This is a genomic window from Winogradskyella damuponensis, from assembly GCF_039538385.1.
Lineage (GTDB): Bacteria > Bacteroidota > Bacteroidia > Flavobacteriales > Flavobacteriaceae > Winogradskyella > Winogradskyella damuponensis.
In genome coordinates, this window is the sequence record NZ_BAABCB010000015.1 from 405,023 (window position 1) to 429,855 (window position 24,833).

Below are 24,833 nucleotides of genomic sequence, written 5' to 3' on the forward strand. Positions count from 1 at the left end.
ATCTTTGCGCGAGCTTAAAAAAGCCTATAGTTATGCAAAAGAAGATCGCTAATTTCCTATTCTCCACTAAACTTACTGCGTTTTTATTTATTGCCTTTGCTGTTGCAATGGCAGTTGGTACTATTCTAGATAGAAACATGGATACATCGCCAACACCATATACAAGAACGCTAATATATAATGCATGGTGGTTTGAAGCCATAATGGTGTTTTTTGTAATTAATTTTATAGGTAATATTTTCAGATTCCGTTTGCATAAAAAAGAAAAGTGGGCCACTTTAATTTTGCACTTATCCTTCATACTTATCTTGTTCGGTGCTTTTGTGACACGTTATATAGGGTTTGAAGGTATGATGCCTATAAGAGAAGGCGAAACAGAAAGTGAGTTTTTCTCTCAAAAAACATATATAGGAGGACGAATTATTGGTGATTATAAAATTAATGGCCAATTACAACAACGAAGAATAGAAGAAGAAGTCGATTTTTCTCCACGATTAGATAATGATTTTGAAAAAACCTTTGATTATGGTGATACCGAAGTAACTGTTAAACTCGAGGAATTTATTCATGGTGCAGAGGAAGATATCATTCCTAATGAAACTGGAAAGCGCTATTTAAAAGTTGTAGAGGCAGGCGATAGCGGAGCCCATAATCACTTTTTAGAGGATGGTACAGTAGCTAATCTTCACAATGTTTTAGTGTCTTTAAATAAGTTTCAAGAAGGAGCTATTAATATTACTGAAACGGAAGATGGGCTTTTCATTAACTCTCCTTATGATGGAGAATACATGACTATGGCAACTCGTGCTACAGGCAAGTTAATTAAAGATAGTTTACAGCCTTTAATCCTAAGGTCTAGATATATTATTGGTAACATGCAGTTTGTATTGCCAAAACCTATTGTAAAAGGTGATTTTGGAGTTGTAAAAAAGCCGGAGCTTCTAAAAAGTAATGCAGATCCAGATGGCCTAGTCTTAAGTGTAACTGCAAATGGTGATACTAAAAAAGTAGGTGTTTTAGGTGGTCCTGGTAATTATACCGCTTTGAAAGAATTTAAAGTAGGTGGTTTAGAAATAGCATTACAATATGGCCCTAAGTTGTTAAAACTACCATTCGAAATTAAACTTAATGATTTTATTGCTGAAAAATATCCAGGTACGGAAAAAGCCTATTCTTCTTACGAAAGTAAAATAACTGTGTTTGATAAAGAAGACGGAGATTTTGATTACCATATATACATGAATCATGTTTTGGATCATAAAGGTTATCGTTTTTTTCAGGCGAGTTTTCATCCCGATGAAAAAGGAACAGTCCTTTCTGTAAATCATGATTTTTGGGGAACATACATTACTTATGCAGGTTATATATTACTGTATTTATCAATGATGGCTATTTTATTTGTAAAGAACACGCGTTTTGATGATATCCGAAAAAGACTAGCTAAATTAAAAGAGAAGAAAGCAAAAATGATGACCATGATTTTGCTTTTAATTAGTTTCTCTGGTTTTGCTCAAGTGCATTCAGAAGATGATGGTCATAACCACCAAAAGAAAACAGATAAAGCACAGATAGACTCAATACTTAGAGTGCATATTACACCCAAAGAACATGCCGCGAAGTTTTCTAAAATGGTCGTTCAGGATTATAGTGGTCGTATGATGCCAATGCATACCTATGCTTCAGAGATGCTTCGTAAATTAAGTAAAAGTGATGTTTATGAAGAATTTGATGCAGACCAAGTCTTTTTATCTATTCAAGAAAGTCCTATGCTTTGGTACAATGTGCCAATCATTTATTTAAAACCAAGAAAAGCAGATTCAATACGGTCAATAATAGGTATTGATTATGGTGAAGAATATTCGAGATTAGTAGATTATTTTACGCCAGAAGGTAGGTATAAACTAGCACCTTATTTAGAAGAAGCTTACAAAACACAAGTGCCTAATGGCTTTCAAAAAGAAGTAAAAGAGGCAGATTCTAGGGTTAATTTATTATATAATGCTATAGAAGGAAGGTCTATTAAAATATTTCCTGTTCCTAATGATGATAATAATAAATGGATTTCTTCTTTAGAGTTTAGAGAGCAAAACTATAGAGAAAAAATTGAAGATACGCTTTACGGTAATTTTATAAATAATGGCTTTAGTGCGTATTTAGTCACTTTAAATAATGCCAAACAAACTGGAGATTATTCTAAAGCAGAAGAATTACTAGAAGGCATTAAAAAAACACAACAGCGTTTTGGAAGTGAAGTCATGTTATCTGACGAGAAAATTAATTCCGAAATTCTGTATAACGATTACGATGTATTTAGACAGCTCTTTAGTTGGTACATGTATGCTGGTACATTATTATTTGTTTTAATTATTATTCAGATTTTTAAGTACCAAAGTAAAGGCCTTAAGGTTGCAATAAATGTATTGCTAGGTGTTATAGCATTGTTGTTTGTGATGCATACTTTAGGTTTAATATGGAGATGGTATTTGTCAGGTCATGCACCTTGGAGTGATGCTTATGAGTCCATGATTTATGTCGCTTGGTCTACCATGTTGTTTGGATTTATTGTAGGTGTTACTAAGAAAAAAGATAGTACAGGAACCTCTAAGTCAATTTTAGGAAAATTTACGACATCTAGTTTAACTGTTGCAGCTGGAGCTTTTGTAACATCTATGATATTAATGATTGCACATTGGAATTGGATGGATCCAGCTATTGCAAATCTTCAACCTGTATTACAAGGATATTGGTTAATGATACATGTTTCTGTAATCGTTGCAAGTTACGGACCGTTTACCTTAGGAATGATTTTAGGTGTGGTTTCATTAGTCTTAATGATTTTCACCAACAAAGCGAATAAGGATAGAATGCTCATTAATATTAAAGAGTTAGCCATAATCAACGAAATGGCATTAACGGTTGGTTTAGTATTGTTAACTATTGGAAATTTCCTTGGCGGAATGTGGGCCAATGAAAGTTGGGGACGTTATTGGGGTTGGGATCCAAAAGAAACTTGGGCACTTATTAGTATTATGATTTATGCCTTTGTTATTCACATGCGATTAGTTCCAGGATTACGAGGTCGATGGATCTATAATCTTATGTCTATTATCGCTTTTGGTAGTATTCTTATGACTTATTTTGGTGTTAATTTCTACCTGTCAGGATTGCATTCTTATGCTAGTGGAGACCAAATATTAAGTTTTCAGTTTATTGCCATAACTATTGGTATTATAGCGATATTAGGATTCTTGTCTTACAGGAAATATAAAAGACATTACAAATAATACGTAAAGACTTTAGAATACTTTTTTAAAATTGGTTGATAGATATGAGTATTTATCAACCAATTTTTTTTGTTGAGAGTTCTCTAATGAGTTGCATCCATTTTTACTAAATTTACATCTCTTAGAAACATAATTATGACTAAAAATAAACTAGGCTTAAATACCATTTGCACACATACAGGTGAAGTTAAGGACGAACAATTTAAAGGAGCAGTATCTCCTATATATTTAAGTACATCTTATGAGTTTTTAGATGTGGATGTCAAACGATATCCTCGGTATTTTAATACTCCTAATCAAGAATATTTAGCCCAAAAAATTGCGGCTTTAGAACATACAGAATCGGCTATGATTTTTGGTTCTGGTATGGCAGCAATTAGTACGATGTTTTTAGCCTTTTTACGACAAGGAGATCATTTGGTAGTTCAGAATACGTTGTATGGTGGAACCTTAAATTTTATAAAAGAAGAATTTCCTAAATATGGTATAGAATACACCTTTACCAATGGGTATCAAGTTGAAGATTTTAAAGCAGCCATTCAGCCGAACACAAAATTGATTCATATTGAAACACCTTCCAACCCTTTAATGACTATCACAGATATTAAAGCGATTGCAAAACTGGGTAAATCTAAAGGTATTTTAACCTCTATTGACAATACCTTTGCATCACCAGTAAATCAAAATCCTATAGACTTAGGTATTGATATGGTAATGCATTCTGCAACCAAATATTTTGGAGGTCATAGCGATATCTTGGCTGGTGCTGTAGCAAGCTCTAATGAACATATGGAACGCATATGGAATGTTGGTAAGAATCTTGGCGGAAGTCTAAGTGATATGACTGTTTGGATGTTAGAACGTAGTATGAAAACTTTAGGGCTGCGTGTAAAAGCACAAACCAAAAATGCTATGAAGTTGGCCAAATGGTTAGAAAAACATCCAAAGGTTTTAAAGGTTTATTATCCAGGATTAAAGTCGCATCCAGATTACAAGTTAGCTAAGTCACAAATGAAAGGTTTTGGAGCTATGTTGTCTTTTGAATTGATAGATGGCATCGATTCACAACAATTTCAAAAAGAACTCAAGCTTATTAAATCGTCTATGAGTTTGGCTGGTGTTGAGAGTACTGTGTTATCTCCGCATTTAACATCTCACGCATTATTAACTCAAGATGAGCGTGATGCTATTGGACTTAGCAATCAGTTAATTCGATTTTCTGTAGGTATTGAAGATGTAAAGGATTTAAAACGCGACATAGAACAAGCTATAAATAGTACAAAGCACTAATATTTAAAGTGTTTTTTGTCTAAAATCACATTTTAAATTTAGTTGTAGAGACAGTCTGTTGAAGTTTTTAGTTTTAAAAGCATGTCTTGCATAACCAATTTCGGTATTTATAGTGTTGGTTATTAAAATACCCAGACCCATAAAAGCTCTATTTTGTTGAAAATCAAAAGCGTTTAAGTTGAAATGAATTTCATCATAGGATGAAATAAAGAGCATGTTATTTAGTGGTATTTTAATTTTAAATCGGTAACGTATTCTATGTTTTAATAGGTTTTCTGTAGGATATGCTAAGAACCGTTGTTCTAATCTTAACCTATGAGAAAAACCAATAGTGTTTGCTTTATGATTAAAGACTAACTGTTCAATTATTCTATTGTCTCTGGTATGGGGAATATCATTGACTTCAAATGATGAATCAATATCACCATAAGCATAGCTTAAACCAATGGATAATTTTGGGTTAAAATGATAATTCAGCCCTATGATTCCTAAAAGTAAGTGTGCTTTATTAGCGGGTAATTCATAGTTCCAATTAGTGAATGAGCCGCTTACACTAAATTTATCACTTATTTTGTTAGATGATGTCACTTCATACCAAGATCCTAATTTATTTTCTCCTGTGTTTTGTGCATGCAATTGCGCTTGAAATATAATGAAAGCGAATACGATGTATAGGGTGTTTTTCATAATAGACTGTATAAGAAAAAGAGCCCATTTCTGGGCTCTTTTCAGTCATGGAATTATTAAATATGGTCGTTTAAATGATGGTGTTCATCAATTAATGGACCACCTTCAATGATTTGTTGAGATGCTTCACTTGCAAATTTTTCAAAATTCAAATGGAAAGAATGTGCAAGTTGAATAGATTTACTAACATACTGGCCTTTATTTTTCCAAGTATTCATTGGGTCTAATATGTCGTCAGGTACATTAGGACATGATTTTGGCATAAATAAGCCAAATATTGGATGTTGTTCGAAATCTACATTATCTAATTTCCCTTCAAGAATCGCCGTAATCATAGCTCTTGTATATTTTAGTTTTATACGAGAACCAACTCCATAAGGTCCTGCGCTCCAACCCGTATTTATTAGCCAAACATTGACACCTGCATCTTGCATTTTTTTACTTAACATTTCAGCATAAACTGTTGGGTGTAATGGCATAAATGGTTCTCCAAAACATGCAGAGAAAGATGGTACTGGCTCTGTAATACCAGCTTCTGTACCTGCTACCTTGGCGGTGTAACCAGAAATAAAATGGTAAGCCGCTTGGCCTGGTGTTAATTTTGAAACCGGTGGCAATACACCAAAAGCATCTGCTGTTAAGAAGAAAATATTGGTAGGATTACCAGCATAAGATGGCTTTTGAATATTATCTATATGATAAATAGGGTAACTTACGCGTGTGTTTTGTGTAATGCTACTGTCCATATAATCAACTTCTCCATTGTCTTTGAAGATGACATTTTCAAGAATTGCACCTGGTCTAATGGCTCTAAAAATATCGGGTTCTTTTTCTTCAGTTAAGTCAATCACTTTTGCATAACAACCACCTTCAAAATTAAAGATATTGTTTTCTGCTGTCCAACCATGCTCATCATCACCAATTAATTTTCGGTTTGGATCGGCAGATAAGGTTGTTTTACCTGTACCAGATAAACCAAAGAAAATAGCTGTGTCTCCATCTTCGCCAACATTAGCAGAACAGTGCATTGGTAAAACGTTTTTTTCAACCGGAAGAATAAAGTTTAATGAAGAAAAAATACCTTTTTTAATTTCACCTGTATAAGCAGAACCACCAATTAAAGCAATTTTCTTAGTAAAATTAAGAATTGAAAAATTTCCTTGACGTAATCCAACAGCTTTAGGATCTGGTGCTTCATATCCTGGTGCACAAAGTACCAACCATTCTTCTTTAAAATTTTCTAATTCAGATTCATCAGATCTTAAAAACATATTATAAGTAAACATGTTAGACCAAGGATATTCTGTTACAGTTCTTACATTGGTTTTATATTCAGGATCAGCACATACGTAAGCATCTCTAACATAAATTTCTTTGCCACTTAAATAGTTAGTGATTTCAGATTGTAGTTTATCAAAATTATCTGGGGAAATTGCTTTGTTCGTTTTTCCCCACCAAACTTTATCTACAGTATATTCATCTCGAACTATAAAACGATCTTGAGGTGAACGTCCTGTGAATTTTCCTGTATTTATAGCTAAAGTGCCGTTCGCAGTTTCTTTTCCCATTCCTTTTTCAATAGTAATGGCTTGTAGTTTTTCAGGAGAAAGATTCCAATGAGCTTTGGTGTCCTTAAGTCCATATTTAGTAAGGTCTCTAGTTTTCATAATTGAATTGTTTAATAAAGTTTCCATGATTTATAATTTTTTAATTCCACGTTCCTTTTAAAATGGCCAAATTAATGGCACTAATAGTAAAGAGGTTATTAAGAAGAGTAGAAGCAATGGCGCACCTACTTTTAAGTAATCCATAAATTTATAGCCACCTGCAGTCATTACCATAGCATTTGTCGTTGTACCTACTGGTGTTAAAAATGCTGTTGAAGCACTAATCGCTACTACAATCATAAAAGGAGCTGCAGAGATGTTAAGCGTGTTTGCTGCAATAATTACAATAGGCGCCATTAATACTGCTGTGGCTGAGTTATTAATAACTTGACTAAAAGTTGTAGTGAGTAAAAACACACCTCCTAATAAAACAACAGGGTGTAAGCTTCCTAATGAAGCGACCAAACCGTTAGCAATCAGTTCTGCTGTACCTGTTTTTTGTAATGCAATTCCCATTGGTATCATAGCTGCAATCATTACAACGCTTATCCAGCTTATACCTTTGTAAGCTTTTACCATTGGGACACAACCGGTAATCATTATTAGGCCAGCAGATATTAATGCAGCAACTGCTCCTGGTACGATTTCAAATACTAATAATGCAATCATTAATAATAAGGCAGCTAATGCGATATACGATTTAATAGTAAGGTCTGTAACCGTTTTAGCCATGCCTTCAGGACTACCACAAATAACCAAATGCTCGTAGTGTTTTTTTAACTCATCAATAGCGCTCCATTGCCCTCTAATTAAAAACGCATCACCTGCCTTTACTGTAATTTCTCTGTCTATTAAAGGTTTTGCATTTCTAGACGCAGCCATAAGTTGTACGTTGTAACGTTCAAAGAAATGCCCTGAACTTATATTTCGTCCTACAAGTGCAGATTGCGGAGTTACCAAAACCTCTGCCATACCAACTTCTTGATTGATGAGGTTGTTTCGTAATTCATTAGCAATAGGTTCTAATGGTAAGAGACCTAATCTAAATTTTATCATTAAGGTATTAATCGCTTCAGTATTACCTTTAACAGTAATAATATCGTGGTATAAAAATTCAGTGTCGTCTGTCGGAAGTTCAATAAAAGGATGATTACCTTTTAGACGGTTTGGATGTCTACGTTTAATACGTAATATGGTAATACCATAATCTTTTTCAAGATTCCAATCCCCTAATTTGGTATTTAAGAATGGAGATACAGATCTTACTCTCAATCTATAATAGTCGCCATCTACTTTATATGCTTCAATCCATTGGTGAAGTGTAGTGCTAACATTAACAGGCTTATTATTGGTTTTATTGCTAGGCAAAAGTCTGTAGCCTATATATTTAAAGTAGAGTAGTGTTAATAATAATAGCGGTAATCCTATAAGTCCAAATTCAAAGAAAGAAAACCCTTCTAAACCACTTTCTAGCATTGTATTATTTACAATAATGTTTGGAGGAGTGCCTGTTAAAGTTAGCAGACCACCAGTATTTGAGCCAAAAGCTACGGGCATTAATAATTTAGAAGGTAAGGTACCAATACTCCAAGCAGATGCAATGGTTACAGGCATTAGTGTTGCTACAGTACCAGTATTACTTACGACTCCAGATAGTAATCCAGAACCTAAAGTTGTTATTAATAAAAGCTTCATTTTGCTTTTGCCAGCCATTTTTATAAATTTTTCACCAGCCAAAGCAGTCCAACCTGTTTGAGAGAGTCCTTCTCCTATAATAAATAGAGCAGCAATCATAATCACGGTTGGATTACTAAATCCGCTTAATGTTTCTGTTAAATCTAAAATTCCAAAGACAAACAAGCTTAACATAGAAAGAAGTGCGATAATATCTGGTGTGAATTTACCCCAAATGAATAAGGAAATGGTAATAATTAGAATGGCTAACATTAAGGTCATAAGGACGTTATCTTTGAATAATAGCGTAAAGATAGAGTCAATAGGAAGCAATATTCATGACGAAAGTCATACTTTAGAAGTATTGCGGATTTTTCAATTTAGACCACTAAAATTTGAGAAAATAAAAGATTTATGCAATCGAAACCGTTTGCGAATTAAAAAGAAAGCGATTATCTACCTTCTTTTTAATATTTTTGATACTTAGAAAAAACTAAAAGACGTATGAAATTAGATATTTTGGCTATTGGTGCACATCCAGATGATGTTGAATTAGGCTGTGGAGCAACCTTAGCAAAAGAAGTTTCAAAAGGAAAAAAAGTAGGTATTATAGATTTAACAAGAGGTGAATTAGGGACTAGAGGAACAGCCGAAACACGTGATGAAGAGGCTTTTAATGCTGCTAAAATATTAGGAGTACAATCTAGAATTAATATGCGATTTGCTGATGGTTTCTTTGTTAACGATAAAGCACATCAATTAGAACTTATTAAAATGATTCGCTATTACAAACCTGAGCTAGTTATTTGTAATGCTATAGATGATAGGCATATTGATCACCCAAAAGGAAGCCAATTAGTTAGTGATGCTTGTTTTCTTAGTGGATTGAAAAAAATTGAAACCATTTATAAAGATGAAAGTCAAGTACAAGAAGCTTGGCGACCAAAAGCCGTATACCATTATATACAGTGGAAAGATTTAGAGCCAGATGTTGTTGTTGATGTTTCTGGTTTTATAGATAAAAAGGTAGCATCAGTATTAGCTTATAAAACGCAATTCTTTGATCCTAATAGTAAAGAGCCTGAAACTCCGATATCTAGTAAGAACTTTACAGATAGTGTAGAGTATAGGGCAAGAAATTTAGGGAGATTAATTGGAGTGGAACATGCTGAGAGTTATACAGTTGAGCGTTATGTGGCCGTAGAATCGTTATTTGATTTAAAATAATTTCAAAAACTGTTTGCAAGAGATAACAAATAAATTATCTTTGCAATCCAATTTAAAATGGTGGTTGTAGCTCAGCTGGTTAGAGCGTCGGTTTGTGGTACCGAAAGTCGCCGGTTCGAACCCGGTCTTCCACCCAAAAGTAATAAGCCTTTCAGAAATGAAGGGCTTTTTTTGTGGAGTGAATTTAAATGCTACTTTTAATTAATAGAAGTCAAAAGCGTTTTGATGTCTTTCTTTAAACGGGTAACTTCTTCAGGAATTAAACTGTTATAAAACCCACGTATGTTTTGGTTGTGATCCAAAAGAGCAATGTAACTACTATGGTAAAAGTCTGTACCATCCTCGTTAGGTTTAAAGTTTGTCATAAATTGAGCGGCTAAATGTTTAGTGTTTTCTTCACTAGAGGTTACAAACAACCATTTATGATTTGGTATTGCTGTAGCTTCAGAATAGTTTTTTAGGACTTCAATTGTGTCATTTTTAGGGTCTATGGTATGAGATATAAGTAGAACAGCATCATTAGTTATAAACTCTTCAGCAACTTTAATAAGTTCTGTTCGCATAGGCGGACAGATACTTGGGCACCGTGTAAAAAAGAAATTAGCAACAATAATTTTGTTCTGAATGGTTTCAGCAGAAACATGTAATCCGTCTTGGTCTTTAAAATTAGAATATTTAATAGAATAAGTTTCTTTTTCGCCTTCAGAGTTAATTTTATAGCTTAAAATAGGCAGTTCTTCAACATTCGATTGGCAACCCATAAGTACTATAGCTAGTAAGACAAATAGTAATTGCTTCATTAGTTTACTTTGTAAGCTTTTAGTTGTTCGTGCATTTCTTTGTCGTATAAAAATAGAAACATACTCGCCATCATATCCTGATCGCTTCCAGATGTGTTATTAACTTCTAGTATCAATTCATAAGCATGATCTGGATACAACATTACACCTTCTGCACTCGAAAAAGACGACACACGTTTTAAACCTGTTTTATCAGTATAATTTTCAGCAATAGATGTAAATATTACTGTGTCTTTGGTTTTATTTTTTAAAGTTAATGTCTCAGCATAAGGATGTAAATGTGTAGCAATATGGTGCAATGTTGTGCTGTCTTTTAGCTGAAGTTGATGTGTAATATCATAACTATATCGCTTTCTGCCGGGGAACACAACCCAATGACCAGAAAGGCTTTCTCCTTCATCGTTACTATAACTATGGTTTCCTGTTTCAACCGGTAAGCACATATTAGGATTGGCTTCGGTTGGACCTTGAAAAGGATTATCTGTATTATAAGGTAACATAATAAAAACCGTTTTGCTTTGTAGCGGTTTCATCGTTTTACTATGCGGTTTATAGCCTAAATTGATTTGATGTTTTACAGAAAACGGATCACTTTTTATATTATGATTAAGAGTTTGTGTGGATAAAAATAAATTTTCATTTCCAAATACAGGAAAACCATAACCATCAGGAAAGTTATACTTTTCAATGCCGTTGCTCATTGAAGTTAACCTTGGATAGTGTTGTCCAATGCGTTCGTTTAAATTCCAGCGCGAATAATGTTCGCCATCATAAAAATCAATATTTGTATGGCATATATAATCGTTGGAGAGTGTATCGACTTCGTTTGTACTTATGGCCTTGGTTTCAAATGAAGTTATCCAAACCAAATCATCCGTTTTAGAATCTATTTGAAAGGAGCGCATTACCTTAGGGCCTTCCATAGATTTGTATATCTGGTCGACAACAAGTGTTGGTGTAATAAGCGATAATGTTTGGTCATTATTTGTGATATTCCAAGTGTTATCAACCAAGCCAAAAGTGTGATTTATACGCGTTTTTATAATGGCTTTATGCCTGCTAGGAAGATTTAAATAATAAATTCCACCAACACTTATGGCAACAAGCAATAATAAAACTGAATATTTTAGTATTTTCGAGTTCACACAATAAAAGTACTATTATTTTATGCAAGCACATAGTGAAAAACGTGTTTTTGGTTTAGATCTAATGAGGGCTATGGCAATAGTACTAGTTGTTTTTTCTCATGTATCTTGGATAGTGCCAAATGCACAAGGAGTGATTCCAGATTTAATGGGGATTGCAGGAGTTCTTGGCGTAGAAATATTTTTTGTACTTAGTGGCTTCCTTATAGGTCGAATTATTTACCGTCTTTATACCTCTGATAATTTTAATTTTAAATCGCTCTCGTATTTTTGGGTGAGACGATGGTTTAGAACACTTCCTAATTATTATTTAGCATTAATTATAAACATAGGTATCTCCGTTTATTTAGGTTTGGCTTTACCAGATCGTCTTTGGACATATTTTCTATTTCTTCAAAATTTGACTACAGAAATGCCTTCTTTTTTTGTAGAGTCTTGGAGTTTGTCTATTGAAGAGTTTGCTTATATAATAGGACCTTTGTTGTTGTATTTTACACTGTTTATAAAGACAAAGTTGTCAAAATCGAAACAGTTTTTATGCGTAACGTTCCTTATTATTTTAATTTTTATACTAACTAAATGGCTTTATGCAATTAATGATGATGTAAAAACAATGCATCATTGGAATTCCCATTTAAAAGCAGTAGTGATTTATAGAATAGATGCTATTTATTATGGCGTTTTTGCTGCTTATATCTCTATGGTAAAGCCAAAATTTTGGAAACAAAGTAAATATATAGCCATGGGATTAAGTGTGTTAAGTTTAGGTGTTATAAATATTGCAGTTCCTTTACAGTATATATTTATTGAAACGCACTCTACATTTTGGAACTTATGGTATTTACCACTCAATTCAATAGCTATATTATTGGCATTGCCAATGCTAAGTGAATTAAAGAAAGCCCCAAAACTAATAAGTAGGCCAATTACGTTTATTAGCTTAACATCTTATGCTATTTATGTTTTACATTATTCTATTATTTTGCAATTAATGAAATACAATTTGCCAACTGATAACTTACCTAAATTTGATATTCTAATTTATATCTTAACGTATTTAAGCTTGACGCTCATTTGCGCATATTTTGTTTATCGTTTATTTGAAAGACCTCTGACTAATTTAAGGGACACTTCAAAGCTCAAAACATACTTCAATTAGTTTTTTCTTTACATAATATTTTGAAGATTATATAGGTAAGTGACAAATTCATAATTATTCTAAATAAGCGTAATTATTAATTTGATATTTAAGTTGCTATAGAATTATTAAATGCATAATAAATTATATTTAAAAATGCTGAATTGATAGTAAAACACACTAAGCTAGTATTTAATTCAACAAAATCCCAATTTTGTTACATATTTTTTAAAACCCTTTATAATTCGTAAATTTGTGACACAAACAAACTAATTATCAACCTTAAATATACTATATGGCTTTTGACATTGATATGATTAAAAAGGTTTACGCTAACATGACAGAGCGCGTTGATGCTGCTAGAGACATTGTTGGTAAACCATTAACACTTTCAGAAAAAATATTATACTCACACTTATGGGACGGAAAACCTACTACAGCCTTTACAAGAGGAAAGGATTATGTAGATTTTGCTCCAGACCGTGTGGCATGCCAAGATGCAACTGCTCAAATGGCATTATTGCAATTTATGCAAGCAGGTAAGCCTAAAGTGGCTGTACCAACTACAGTGCATTGTGATCACTTAATCCAAGCAAAAGATGGTGCTGCTACCGATTTAAAGAATGCAAATAGCACGAGTAGTGAAGTGTTTAATTTCTTGGAATCTGTTTCTAATAAGTATGGTATTGGTTTTTGGAAACCAGGAGCTGGGATTATTCACCAGGTTGTATTAGAAAATTATGCATTTCCAGGAGGAATGATGATTGGTACAGATTCTCATACTGTAAATGCTGGTGGACTAGGAATGGTTGCTATTGGAGTTGGTGGTGCTGATGCTGTAGATGTTATGGCGGGAATGGCTTGGGAACTTAAATTTCCAAAACTGATAGGAGTAAGATTAACGGGGAAACTTTCTGGTTGGACAGCGCCAAAAGATGTCATTTTAAAAGTAGCAGGTATTGTTTCAGCTAAAGGTGGAACAGGTGCTATTGTAGAATATTTTGGACCTGGAGCAACATCTATGTCTTGTACAGGAAAAGGAACAATTTGTAACATGGGAGCTGAGATTGGAGCAACGACTTCAACATTTGGCTACGATGATTCTATGGAGCGTTATTTACGTGCTACAGATAGAGCTGATGTTGCAGATGAAGCTAATAAAATTAGACCATACCTAACTGCTGATGAAGAGGTATATGCTAACCCAGAACAATATTTTGACCAAGTAATTGATATTGATTTATCTGAATTAGGACCTTTATTAAATGGACCTTTTACTCCAGATTTATCAACACCAGTTGGTAAAGATATGTCTAAAATTGCAAATGAAAATGAATGGCCTATAGCTGTAGAATGGGGATTAATAGGTTCTTGTACGAACTCGTCTTATGAAGATTTATCAAGAGCATCATCTATTGCACAACAAGCCATAGATAAAGGCATTAAAATGAAAGCTGAATTAGGAATAAATCCTGGTTCTGAGCAAGTACGTTATACAGCTGAACGTGATGGTATTTTAGGAATTTTTGAAAAATTAGATGCTAAAATATTTACGAATGCTTGTGGTCCATGTATTGGACAATGGGCAAGATATAGCGACCCTAAAAATGCACCAAAAAACAGTATTGTTCACTCATTTAACAGAAACTTTGCTAAACGTGCAGATGGAAATCCAAATACACATGCTTTTGTAGCTTCACCAGAAATTACAGCTGCAATAGCTATTGCAGGACGTTTAGACTTTAATCCTATGACGGATAAGTTAATTAACGAAAATGGAGAAGAAGTTATGTTTGATGAGCCTACAGGATGGGAATTACCTCCTAAAGGTTTTGAAGTAAAAGACAATGGGTATTTAGCGCCAGTTGCAGACGGAAGTCAAGTAGAGGTTTCTGTGAGTCCAACATCTGAGCGTTTACAATTATTAGAGCCTTTTACACCTCTTGGTAATTCTATTACAGGAGCTAAGTTATTAATTAAAGCTTTCGGAAAATGTACTACCGACCATATTTCTATGGCTGGACCTTGGTTACGTTTTAGAGGTCATTTAGATAATATAGCCAACAACACTTTAATAGGTGCCGTAAATGCTTTTGGTAAGAAAACTAATTTTGTGAAAAATCAGTTGACAGGTGAATTTGGTGGTGTACCAGATACAGCAAGAGCGTATAAAGCAGCTGGAGTAAAATCAATAGTAGTTGGTGATCATAATTATGGTGAAGGTTCTTCTAGAGAACACGCAGCTATGCAACCAAGACAGTTAGGTGTTGCTGCAGTTATCGTAAAATCTTTTGCTCGTATTCACGAAACAAACCTTAAAAAACAAGGTATGTTAGGTTTAACTTTTGCTAATGAAGCTGATTATGATTTAATTCAAGAAGATGACACCTTCAACTTTATAGATTTAAATGAATTTGCACCAGATAAGCAATTACATTTAGAAGTTGTTCATGCAGATGGAAGTAAAGATGTAATCGCATTGAATCATACTTATAATGATGCACAAATTGATTGGTATAATGAAGGTTCTGCTTTAAATTTAATTAAAAAGCAAAACTCTTAATAATTAAGTGATATAAACTATAAAAATCCGTTAGAAATTCTAACGGATTTTTTTATGCCAATTAATAAAGGATTAACCCTAAATTAAAAAGAGTATATTCGTTCTTATAATATAAATTTATGAAAAAAACACTACTCTTTTTAAGTTTCATCTTGTTATTGCAAACCAATGAAATTTTGGCACAAACCATTGAACTACCATCTACTTTATATTTATGTGAAACTGGTTCTCTTGAGCTTGATGGAACTGTAATAAATACAACAGATACAAATATTACTTATCAATGGTATTATGGATTTTCAATTAGTTCTGCAAACGAAGAAATTGTTGGTGCAACGGATCCTTTATTAACAATCACTGGAAATAGCAATGGACTTGGATATTATAAAGTTGTAGCAACGTTCTCTGATAATAGTAATCTTATAGGTTGGGTTCAAATCTTAAAGAGTGACTACCTATACAATAACAACTATGAATTTGTTCAGTGTAATGATTTTTTTATTGATGATTTGCAGAGCCATTACTATTTATTTAACGCTTCTAATATAACAACTAGATATTATTATACTGAGAGTGACGCTATTCTAGGTAATAATAACAATATTACTTATTATCAAGTATATGACTATGTAACTATATTATATCTACGTATTGAAGAAAATGATGGTTCATGTGTAGATATTATTCCTTTAGAGGTTATTCCCGATTTTCCGATTTTATTTGCTATTTGGGTTCCTAATATGGGAGATTGTTCTATTGATGCAACGGACAACGTATTTGATTTAACTACAAATGATGCTCAAATTATTGGCGGACAACAATTAGCAGTGGTTAATTATTTTGTTAGCTATAATGATGCTAGTAATCTAAATAATCCAATAACGAATGCTTCTACTTATACGGCATTGTCGCCTAATCAAACTATTTATGCCAGGGTATATGATCCAAATAACACTAATTTTAATTGCGATCCATATCTAAGCATTACCCAATTTCAATTATTATCCATTTCAGAACCAACTCCAAATACAGAATTAGATTATATTGTTTGTGATAATACAAGCGGCTCCTCTACTGATGGCATTGGTGCTTTTGATTTAACAAGTAAAAATACTTTGCTGTTATCTGGTTTAAGCACGTATCAATATAATATTAGTTACTATACTACTTTGGTTGATGCCGAAAGTAGTGCAAACGCTATAGCTTCGCCTCAAAATTATATAGCTAGTGATGAAGTTATATATGTAAGAGTTGAGAGCAGTATAAACTCAGAGTGTGTTCAAATTTCAGAGATGAATTTAATAGTACAAGATACTTGTGATGATATTTCAGTGAATTTACTATCATATTGGTCAGCTCCTAGACCAGGATTTACATATAGAAATATGCTTGTTATAAAAAATAATGGAGAATCCACAGTCAGTTCTGGCACTGTAGCGTTTACTAAGGATCCTTTGGTAACCTATTCTGGAGCAATAGGGTTGAGTACAGGTAATTCAATTACACCAACGGTAGATGGATTTACCTTAGATTTTATAAACTTATTGCCTGGTGAAAGTGAAGTAATTTATATTGATTTATTAGTATCCACTTCTGCGAATTTAGGAGATATGATCACCAATGTTGCAGAGTATACAACATCTTCCAGTGATGTGGTCGTTGAAAATAATTCCTCTAGTTTATCAGAAATTATTATAGGTTCTTATGATCCCAATGATATTAACGAATCTCATGGACCAGAGATTGAACATGTAAGTTTTACAGAAGACGATTATTTATATTACACGATTAGGTTTCAAAATGTGGGGACTGCTAGTGCAATAAATGTAACCATAGAAAATGTTTTAGATCCAAAGTTAGACAAAACTACATTTCAAATGTTAAGCGCAAGTCATTCGTACGTAGTTGAACGCGATTTTGATGCCTTAACGTGGCAATTCAATAATATTAATTTGGCCGATGAAACTACTGACGAACCTAATAGTCATGGATTTGTATACTATAAGATAAAGCCATTAGCAGGCTATGAAATAGGTGATATAGTGCCTAATACAGCAGCTATTGTTTTCGATTTTAATGCGCCTGTAATAACAAATACTTTTAATACTGAATTTGTAGCTCCTCTAAGTTTAACAGAAAATAGTCTTAATTCTCAATATATACTATTTCCAAATCCTTTAAAAGATGTGGTGAGTTTGAGTTTTAGTTCAGAACAATCAAACGTTGAAGTTATTGTTTTTGATATTTTAGGAAAAATAGTATTAACGCAAAAGGAACAATACGTTTTAACACTAGAACTCAATCTATCGTCTTTAGAAAATGGTGTTTATTTCGTGAAAGCTAAAGATGATAAAGGACAATGGGGCTCAAAAAAGATTATTAAAGAGTAATCTCTAACGTTTTTATAAAAGTAAAGCCTTTGAGAAATCAAGGGCTTTTTTATGTTAGGATGCTATTTTTATCTCGACAATTATGCTATCTAACAAATACACCTTCTAAATGCAGTCACTATGGTTCTTTGATAATGTTAATCTTTTTAAGGTGCTCTGTCCTCATAAAGTCAAGATTTATACTAACGAACATAATTTTTGTTCGTACAAAAAGAAAGACTATATCTATATTGAAGCAGATGCTGCCAATAAAGTTTATTTAATTGAACATGGAAAAGTTAAAATTGGCTATTACAGTGAAGATGGAAATGAAATCGTAAAAGCCATTCTTACTAAAGGTGAATTATTTGGTGAAAAAGCTATTCTAGGAGATGATAAGCGTGATGAATTTGCACAGTCCATAGATAACGAAACTTCTATATGTCCTATAAGTGTTGATACCATGCACGATTTAATGAGAGACAATCAAAATTTTAGTTTTAAAGTCTATAAATTCATTGGTTTAAAGTTTAAAAAATTAGAGCGTAGGTTACAATTGTTATTGTTTAAAGATACTAAAACACGCTTAATTGAATTTCTAGATGAACTTTGTGTAGATTTTGGTTACGACTGTGACAAAACCGGAGATTATGTTATTAAGCATCCCTATACTCAAAAAGATATTGCTTCGCTTATAGGTACATCGAGACCAACAATAAATATTCTGCTTAATGAGTTAAAAGAGGAAAATTACTTAGATTTTAACAGAAAAGAAATAAGAATCTTAAAAAAATCAGCATAGTGTTAGCTATCTAACATTTAAAGAAGTTGTGGTCGTTTAATTTTGAAATATAATTTTAAAATTAAAAAAGCAATGAAGAAAAAAATGATTTTAGCGGTATTGGCATTAGGGATTTTTGCCAGTTCGTGTAGTAGTGATGATGATAACACAAGCTCAGTAAATTCAAATTTAACCCTCAACCTTGATGGTTTAGAAGCGTTAGGTGATGATTTTGTTTATGAAGGATGGATTATTGTAGATGGATCTCCAGTATCTACAGGAACATTTAGTAGTGTAGATTTTCCTCAAACATTTAATGTAAATTCAGAACAGTTAGCTATGGCAACTACATTTGTATTGTCTATTGAACCTGCAGTAGATTCTGATCCCGCTCCAGCTGCTACAAAAATTTTAGCAGGTGATTTTTCCGGAACTTTGGCAAGTGTAAATTCTAATGGTATAGTTGCAGATTTTAGTACTTCTACAGGTAACTATATTTTAGCAACACCAACAGATGTAGATGATACTAACGAGGAAAGTGGAGTTTGGTTTTTAGACAACTCTAGTGGAAGTGCTGTTGCAGGATTAGATTTACCAACGCTAACAGATGGTTGGAAATACGAAGGTTGGGCAGTCATAGATGGTACACCAGTTAGTACAGGAACATTTACAGACCCAACATTAGCAGATGATAATGCAGCTACTTCAGTTTTTAAAGGAGATGCCGGAAATGGACCAGATTTTCCAGGTGAAGATTATTTACAAAACGCTCCTGCAGGAATGACGTTTCCAACCGATTTGCGTGGTGCAACAATCGTGATTTCTGTTGAACCGGTACCAGATAATAGTCCAACACCTTTTACGTTAAAACCCTTAGCGCATGTAGTACCAGAAGAAGCTTCTGTACGTACAACCATTTCAATGGAAGTAGGACCCGTTTCTGTTATTTCAGGAACCGTAACAAAAAGTTAAGTTAGATTAAATTTGTTAGATTTGAAGCGTGATACCAAATTTATGGTGTTGCGCTTCTTTATTTTATATTAATACGGATATGAAAAAATCAAATAAGAAAAAATCTATAATTTCTAATATAATTGGTATTGCGGTTATCTTGTTACTTATTATACCTCAAACAAGAAGTGCTATTCAGGTAACGCTTCATAAAGGGTTGAGCTACGTGAATCAATCATCACTTATTAATAAAGAAGACAGGGTGTCTGTAAGCTATACAGATTGGCAGTTAATATCCGATACTAATAAGGTTGTTAGTTTTAATGATACTAAAGGAAAAGTTGTATTTATAAACTTTTGGGCAACCTGGTGTCCGCCTTGTATTGCAGAAATGCCAAGTCTTCAAGAGTTATATAATGACTACAACGCTAAAGTAGAATTTATGTTTGTTACTAGTGATGATTTTAAAACTGTAGAAAAATTTAAAACAAAAAAAGGGTTTAATTTTGAAGTGTATAATCCATTAAATCAAGTGCCTTCAACCTTGTCAACTCAGACGATACCAAGAACTTTTATTATTAATAAAGAAGGAGAAATTGTTGTAGACGAATCTAGTGCTATAGATTGGAATAGCGACAAAGTTAGAGAAATGCTTAACACGTTAATAGATTAGCTTGGTTTTAAGCTATAGTTGTATATTTTTATAGCTTAATACGTTTCATAAGGTATAAATTGGTAAGTATAAGTGTAAACGCATACACCATGTCTTCAATAGGAATTGTGAAAATTCTAAAAGCAAGATTTTGACTATTGTCATACCATACAACTTCATTTTCAATACAACTCCCGGTTAATAGTCCGTTTACAATAAAAAAAGGAATTAACATTACTAAGAAGGTTACGTAGTATTCTTGCAGAAGTTTAATATTAAATTTTAAAACAAATAGAATTAAACCAATAGCATAAATAAAATTAACTAAAGTGTACCATTTGTCATAGGCAAAAATTAATGTAATTGATAATATTGCTAATGAGATGTAGCTTATAGTTTTTGTGGTTTTTTTAGAAACGCTCATGTTTGGAAAATAATATAAGAGCGAATAATGTGTAAATACACAAGCATAAGGTATACATATAAAAAACAACCATTCTTCAATGGGTAAATTAAAGATTCTATACTTTAAAAAATAGGAGTCATTAAAACCCCAAAAGCCGTAGTGTGTAAATATAATATCCCATGGAACATAGAAGCACATGGTTATTATGATGGCAATAAATAAAGACTTCCAATGCTTATAAAACTGTAATTTTGGATGAAAACTGTAAATAAAAGGTATAGAAAGTGACCCTAAATCTAAAAGTAAATACAGATAATTCATTAGTTATTGTTTAAAATATTTAAAAGGAACAATTAACATTCCGAAGTTTTCTCCTTTGTCCTTCCCTAAGTGTTTATGGTGAATCTTGTGGGCACGTCTCAATCCTCTTGCGTATTTATTATCTATGTTTCGTAGCCACTTAAAACGTTGGTGAATAAATATATCGTGAACAATAAAATAGGCTGCACCATATACTAAGATACCTAATCCTATAGGTAGGCAATACCAAATGGCTTCGTAACTCCATAAGTAAAAACAAACCATACTAACAATGGCATAGAAAATAAAAAAGGCATCATTACGTTCAAACCAACTATCGTGATCTTTTTTGTGATGATCTTTGTGTAAATTCCATAAAAAACCATGCATAATATACTTGTGTGTAAACCAAGCATTGAATTCCATGATAAAGAATGTACTTAAGAAAATCAGTATCCAAAAAATAGTTTGCATAATTATCTATTTATATTTTAAAGTAAATTCAGTTGATATTTAACATAGCTTCTTGTAAGTAGCTCTATTTTTCTGTAATTAGGCACTCTAATTCTAGTCGATTTAATCTGTAAAGCAGGAGTTTTTTTAAGTTTATCTAATAATTTACTATAATAACGATAAGCCATAAATACTCCAAATTTAGCTTCTAAAGGTAATCGTTTTATGCCTTGTAATCCTTTTTCAAAATCAGATTCTATATCAGATATAATTGCTTTTTTTGAAGTTTCGTCTAATTGATTTAAATCTGTATCTGGAAAATAAGTTCTATTTAAACCTTCAAAGTCGGCTTTTAAATCACGTAAGAAATTGACTTTCTGAAAAGCTGATCCTAAGCTCATTGCAGATGCTTTTAGGTCTTCATATTTTTCAGTATCACCTTTAACAAAAACTTTTAGACACATTAATCCAACAACATCTGCCGAACCATAAATGTACTCTTCGTATTCATCATGGGTCAAATAATCTGTTTTATGAAGATCAAGTCGCATGCTGTTCATAAAAGAATCTACCAAATGTTTGTCAATGCCATAGTTGTGATAGGTTTCTTGAAAGGAATTTAAAATAGGGTTTAAGCTAATTCTATCTTCCAAAGCAGCTTCTAAATCCCTTTCAAAATTGTTAAAAAGCTGTTCTTTGTTGTAGTCATGAAATGTATCAACAATCTCATCAGCAAATCTTACAAATCCGTAAATATTGTAAATATCTTGCCTTATGCTATGTGATAACATTTTTGTAGCTAATGAGAATGATGTACTATAAGCATTAGTAACTGCTTTACTACATTCTCTAGAGACATTGTCGAAAATTGATTTCATACTGTGTGTTATTAAAATTAATTTTTTTGAATTAGTTCAGATACTAATTTTCCCGATATTAAGGCTGGAGGTACACCTGGTCCAGGTACAGTTAATTGCCCTGTAAAATATAAGTCTTTAACTTTTTTGCTTTTTAATTTTGGTCTTAAAAAGGCCGTTTGCGTTAATGTGTTAGCCAAACCATAAGCATTTCCTTTATAAGAATTGTATTCGCTTATAAAATCATTAACACAAAAAGACGACTTAAAAAGAATATGTTTTTGAACATTTTGATGTGTTCTTTTTTCGAAACGCTTTATAATAAGATTAAAATAGTGGTCACGTAATTGGGGTGTGTCTTCTAAACCAGGCGCAATAGGAATGAGGAAAAAACCTGTTTCACAATGCTGAGGCGCCATAGTTTTATCTGTAACAGAAGGAAAATTGGCATAAAACAAAGGATCTTCTGGCCATTTAGGATTGTCATAGATGTCTTTTGCGTGAATTTCAAAATCTGTGTCAAAAAATAAATTATGATGTTCTATATTTTGTAGTTTTTTATCAAAACCAATATAAAAGAGTAGGGAAGAAGGAGCAAATGTTCGTTTGTTCCAATAAGCTTCGCTATACTGTCTGTGTTGTTTTTCTAGTAAGGTTTCTGTATGATGGTAATCTGCGCCACTTAAAACAATATCAGAAGGAATAATTTTTTCATTAACAGTGATGCTTTCAGCGGTATTGTTTTTAACCGTTATCTTTTCAACATTGCTGTTTGTATAAATAGAGACACCTATGCTTTCTGCTAAGCTTTGCATGGCTTTAATAATTTCATACATACCTCCTTTAGGGTGCCATGTTCCTAAGCCAAAATCTGCAAAATTCATAAAACTATAAAAAGAAGGTGTCTGATTAGGTTTTGCTCCTAAAAACAATACTGGAAATTCTAATGTTGAAATAAGTTTTGGGTTTTTAAAGTTTTTACGAACTTCCGAGCTTATGGTTTTAAAAAACTGGTCTACTCTTGTAATGGTTTCCTTAGATACCAACTCAAAAGGTGAAACACCTGGTTTTAGTACAACTTTATTTATTGCAATATCGTAGTGCTCTTGTGCTCTTGCTATAAATTTTCTTAATGGTTTAGAGCTTCCTGCTTCAATACGTTCAAATTCTTCACAAATTTTATCCATGTGATCACCTATGGTAATTACATCGTCTAAAAAGAAGATTTTATAAGCAGGACTGAGCTTGTCTAGTTGGTAGTAGTCACTGGTGGTTTTTCCAAAGTCGTTAAAGAATTTTTCAAAAACATCAGGCATCCAATACCAACTTGGGCCAATGTCAAAGGTAAATCCATCTTTAATAAGTTGTCTTGCTCTTCCGCCTACAGTATCATTTTTTTCGTAGATAGAAACAGTATGTCCTGCTTTAGCTAGATAGCATGCTGCCGATAGAGCTGAAAAACCAGAACCTATTATGGATATTGTTTTAGACATTAATTTATAATTCTTTAATTAGTGCTTTAATAGAATCGAATGGTTTAATATGTTCAGGTAATTGCATTTTGTCAATACCATCTAGCATTTTTCCTAAAACCCAGAAACTTGTATTAGAGTTTTTTAACAAGGCATCATCAAATTCTTCTATGTAGCTTAAAAGATTTTCTTTTTCAGGCTTAACAGTAAAATAAGATACAAAAATAATCTCATCATAGTAGTTTTTAATATCTCTAAGACTTTGTATTGGAACACTTGGTCCTAAAAATATAGACCTGTAACCGTGTCTAATAATCTCATAATTAATAAACATTAAGCCGAGTTCGTGTATTTCGTTGTCAGGCAAATAAAGCACAAATGTTTTATTGGAGGTGTGCATTTGTTTGGCCTGAATTTTTTCGGTATTGACTAGTATTTTCTGGCGGATAAGTGTAGAAACAAAATGTTCGTGAGCAGGAGTAATTGTGTCTGTCTGCCATAGCAATCCAATTTCTTTTAAAAAGGGTATAAGAATGTTGTAAAAAATATCTTGAAAAGCTTTTTCATTAAGAAGCGAATCATAAGTCTTATAAAAGAGAGATTGGTCAAAATTAAGCATGGAAAGCTTAAAAGCGTTTATGGCATGGCTCTCCATATTTGATTCCGTTGCAATTTCTCTAACTAATTGCGGGATTTTCTGAGAATCAATGGTTGCAATCTTAGATATTTTATAGCCATTATTATTAAGATAACTTACGTTAAGAAGCTTTTGAAAATTAGCTAAGTCGTAATATCTAATATTTGTTTCTGTACGTTTGGGCTCAAGCAAATTATAACGCTTTTCCCAAATTCTAATCGTGTGTGCTTTAATTCCAGTAAGGTTTTCTAGATCTTTAATGCTAAACCTATCTTTAATATTGTTCATTTTTTTTTGAAAATGTTTAAACAAAAATAAGGTTTATACCAATACGAAGTTTAGAATTAACAAAAATTATGAAAAAAAGAATTGTAAAATGCAAAGAAACCTAGTGAAGGCTTATTTATTAGTGAAGAATATAAATGTGATTTTTAAGTAATTGTGCGCACGAGAAGACTCGAACTTCCACGGACTAATGTCCACCAACCCCTCAAGCTGGCGCGTCTACCAATTCCGCCACGTGCGCAAAATAATGAAGTA

At 32.7% G+C, this 24,833-nt stretch carries 19 protein-coding genes and 2 tRNA genes; 10 read left to right on the top strand and 11 right to left on the bottom strand.

The window, feature by feature from the left end:
• The first annotated feature begins 32 nt into the window (after positions 1-32).
• Positions 33-3,284, top strand: coding sequence for a cytochrome c biogenesis protein CcsA (locus tag ABD730_RS07685; RefSeq protein WP_344713731.1), 3,252 nt, complete (start codon positions 33-35; stop codon positions 3,282-3,284).
• 135 nt (positions 3,285-3,419) lie between these two features.
• Positions 3,420-4,574 (top strand): trans-sulfuration enzyme family protein, encoded by a 1,155-nt coding sequence (locus ABD730_RS07690; protein ID WP_344713733.1) that lies wholly within the window; start codon positions 3,420-3,422, stop codon positions 4,572-4,574.
• Positions 4,575-4,577: 3 nt separating this feature from the next.
• Here the strand turns inward: ABD730_RS07690 and ABD730_RS07695 are convergent, their stop codons facing one another.
• The 3 genes from ABD730_RS07695 to ABD730_RS07705 are packed head-to-tail and all read right to left on the bottom strand — an operon-like array spanning position 4,578 to position 8,824.
• Positions 4,578-5,261, bottom strand: coding sequence for a DUF2490 domain-containing protein (locus tag ABD730_RS07695; protein WP_344713734.1), 684 nt, complete (start codon positions 5,259-5,261; stop codon positions 4,578-4,580).
• A gap of 56 nt (positions 5,262-5,317) precedes the next feature.
• The gene (gene pckA, locus ABD730_RS07700) at positions 5,318-6,928 is read right to left on the bottom strand and encodes a phosphoenolpyruvate carboxykinase (ATP) (RefSeq protein WP_344713736.1); all 1,611 of its coding nucleotides are present in this window, start codon (positions 6,926-6,928) and stop codon (positions 5,318-5,320) included.
• A gap of 57 nt (positions 6,929-6,985) precedes the next feature.
• The gene (locus ABD730_RS07705) at positions 6,986-8,824 is read right to left on the bottom strand and encodes an SLC13 family permease (protein ID WP_334471293.1); all 1,839 of its coding nucleotides are present in this window, start codon (positions 8,822-8,824) and stop codon (positions 6,986-6,988) included.
• A 222-nt stretch (positions 8,825-9,046) separates the two neighbouring features.
• On the opposite strand from ABD730_RS07705, the gene bshB1 reads away from it, so the two are divergent.
• On the top strand, positions 9,047-9,769 hold the full coding sequence (gene bshB1 / locus ABD730_RS07710; RefSeq protein WP_334471291.1) for a bacillithiol biosynthesis deacetylase BshB1: 723 nt from the start codon (positions 9,047-9,049) through the stop codon (positions 9,767-9,769).
• Between the two features lie 59 nt (positions 9,770-9,828).
• A tRNA-His gene (locus tag ABD730_RS07715) sits at positions 9,829-9,904 on the top strand.
• Positions 9,905-9,966: 62 nt separating this feature from the next.
• Here ABD730_RS07715 and ABD730_RS07720 read toward each other — a convergent pair.
• The gene (locus tag ABD730_RS07720; RefSeq protein WP_344713740.1) at positions 9,967-10,569 is read right to left on the bottom strand and encodes an SCO family protein; all 603 of its coding nucleotides are present in this window, start codon (positions 10,567-10,569) and stop codon (positions 9,967-9,969) included.
• On the bottom strand, positions 10,569-11,714 hold the full coding sequence (locus ABD730_RS07725; protein WP_344713742.1) for a hypothetical protein: 1,146 nt from the start codon (positions 11,712-11,714) through the stop codon (positions 10,569-10,571). The genes ABD730_RS07720 and ABD730_RS07725 overlap by 1 nt, the downstream gene beginning before the upstream one ends.
• 22 nt (positions 11,715-11,736) lie before the next feature.
• Here ABD730_RS07725 and ABD730_RS07730 point away from each other — a divergent pair, with 22 nt between their 5' ends.
• The 6 genes from ABD730_RS07730 (at position 11,737) to ABD730_RS07755 (ending at position 20,189) form a co-directional block, all read left to right on the top strand.
• Entirely contained in the window at positions 11,737-12,873 is a 1,137-nt protein-coding gene (locus tag ABD730_RS07730; protein ID WP_344713744.1) for an acyltransferase family protein, read from the top strand.
• A gap of 274 nt (positions 12,874-13,147) precedes the next feature.
• On the top strand, positions 13,148-15,415 hold the full coding sequence (locus tag ABD730_RS07735) for an aconitate hydratase (protein ID WP_334471284.1): 2,268 nt from the start codon (positions 13,148-13,150) through the stop codon (positions 15,413-15,415).
• A gap of 119 nt (positions 15,416-15,534) precedes the next feature.
• On the top strand, positions 15,535-17,805 hold the full coding sequence (locus ABD730_RS07740; protein WP_344713746.1) for a T9SS type A sorting domain-containing protein: 2,271 nt from the start codon (positions 15,535-15,537) through the stop codon (positions 17,803-17,805).
• 109 nt (positions 17,806-17,914) lie between these two features.
• Positions 17,915-18,586, top strand: coding sequence for a Crp/Fnr family transcriptional regulator (locus ABD730_RS07745; RefSeq protein ID WP_334471281.1), 672 nt, complete (start codon positions 17,915-17,917; stop codon positions 18,584-18,586).
• Positions 18,587-18,658: 72 nt separating this feature from the next.
• Positions 18,659-19,537, top strand: coding sequence for an anti-sigma factor (locus ABD730_RS07750; RefSeq protein WP_344713748.1), 879 nt, complete (start codon positions 18,659-18,661; stop codon positions 19,535-19,537).
• Positions 19,538-19,616: 79 nt separating this feature from the next.
• Entirely contained in the window at positions 19,617-20,189 is a 573-nt protein-coding gene (locus tag ABD730_RS07755) for a TlpA family protein disulfide reductase (RefSeq protein ID WP_344713750.1), read from the top strand.
• Between the two features lie 28 nt (positions 20,190-20,217).
• Here the strand turns inward: ABD730_RS07755 and ABD730_RS07760 are convergent, their stop codons facing one another.
• The 6 genes from ABD730_RS07760 to ABD730_RS07785 all read right to left on the bottom strand — a co-directional run bounded on the left by ABD730_RS07760 (position 20,218) and on the right by ABD730_RS07785 (position 24,819).
• Complete coding sequence (locus tag ABD730_RS07760; RefSeq protein WP_344713752.1) at positions 20,218-20,895, bottom strand: lycopene cyclase domain-containing protein; 678 nt, start codon at positions 20,893-20,895, stop codon at positions 20,218-20,220.
• A 3-nt stretch (positions 20,896-20,898) separates the two neighbouring features.
• On the bottom strand, positions 20,899-21,348 hold the full coding sequence (locus ABD730_RS07765; protein WP_334471274.1) for a sterol desaturase family protein: 450 nt from the start codon (positions 21,346-21,348) through the stop codon (positions 20,899-20,901).
• Between the two features lie 17 nt (positions 21,349-21,365).
• Positions 21,366-22,205, bottom strand: a complete 840-nt coding sequence (locus ABD730_RS07770; RefSeq protein WP_334471272.1) for a phytoene/squalene synthase family protein — start codon at positions 22,203-22,205, stop codon at positions 21,366-21,368.
• Positions 22,206-22,222: 17 nt separating this feature from the next.
• Complete coding sequence (locus ABD730_RS07775) at positions 22,223-23,677, bottom strand: phytoene desaturase family protein (protein WP_334471271.1); 1,455 nt, start codon at positions 23,675-23,677, stop codon at positions 22,223-22,225.
• Between the two features lie 4 nt (positions 23,678-23,681).
• Positions 23,682-24,581 carry a MerR family transcriptional regulator gene (locus tag ABD730_RS07780; protein WP_334471269.1) on the bottom strand — a complete coding sequence of 300 codons (900 nt, stop codon included), beginning with the start codon at positions 24,579-24,581 and terminating at the stop codon, positions 23,682-23,684.
• Positions 24,582-24,735: 154 nt separating this feature from the next.
• Positions 24,736-24,819, bottom strand: a tRNA-Leu gene (locus tag ABD730_RS07785).
• Between the last annotated feature and the right edge of the window lie 14 nt (positions 24,820-24,833).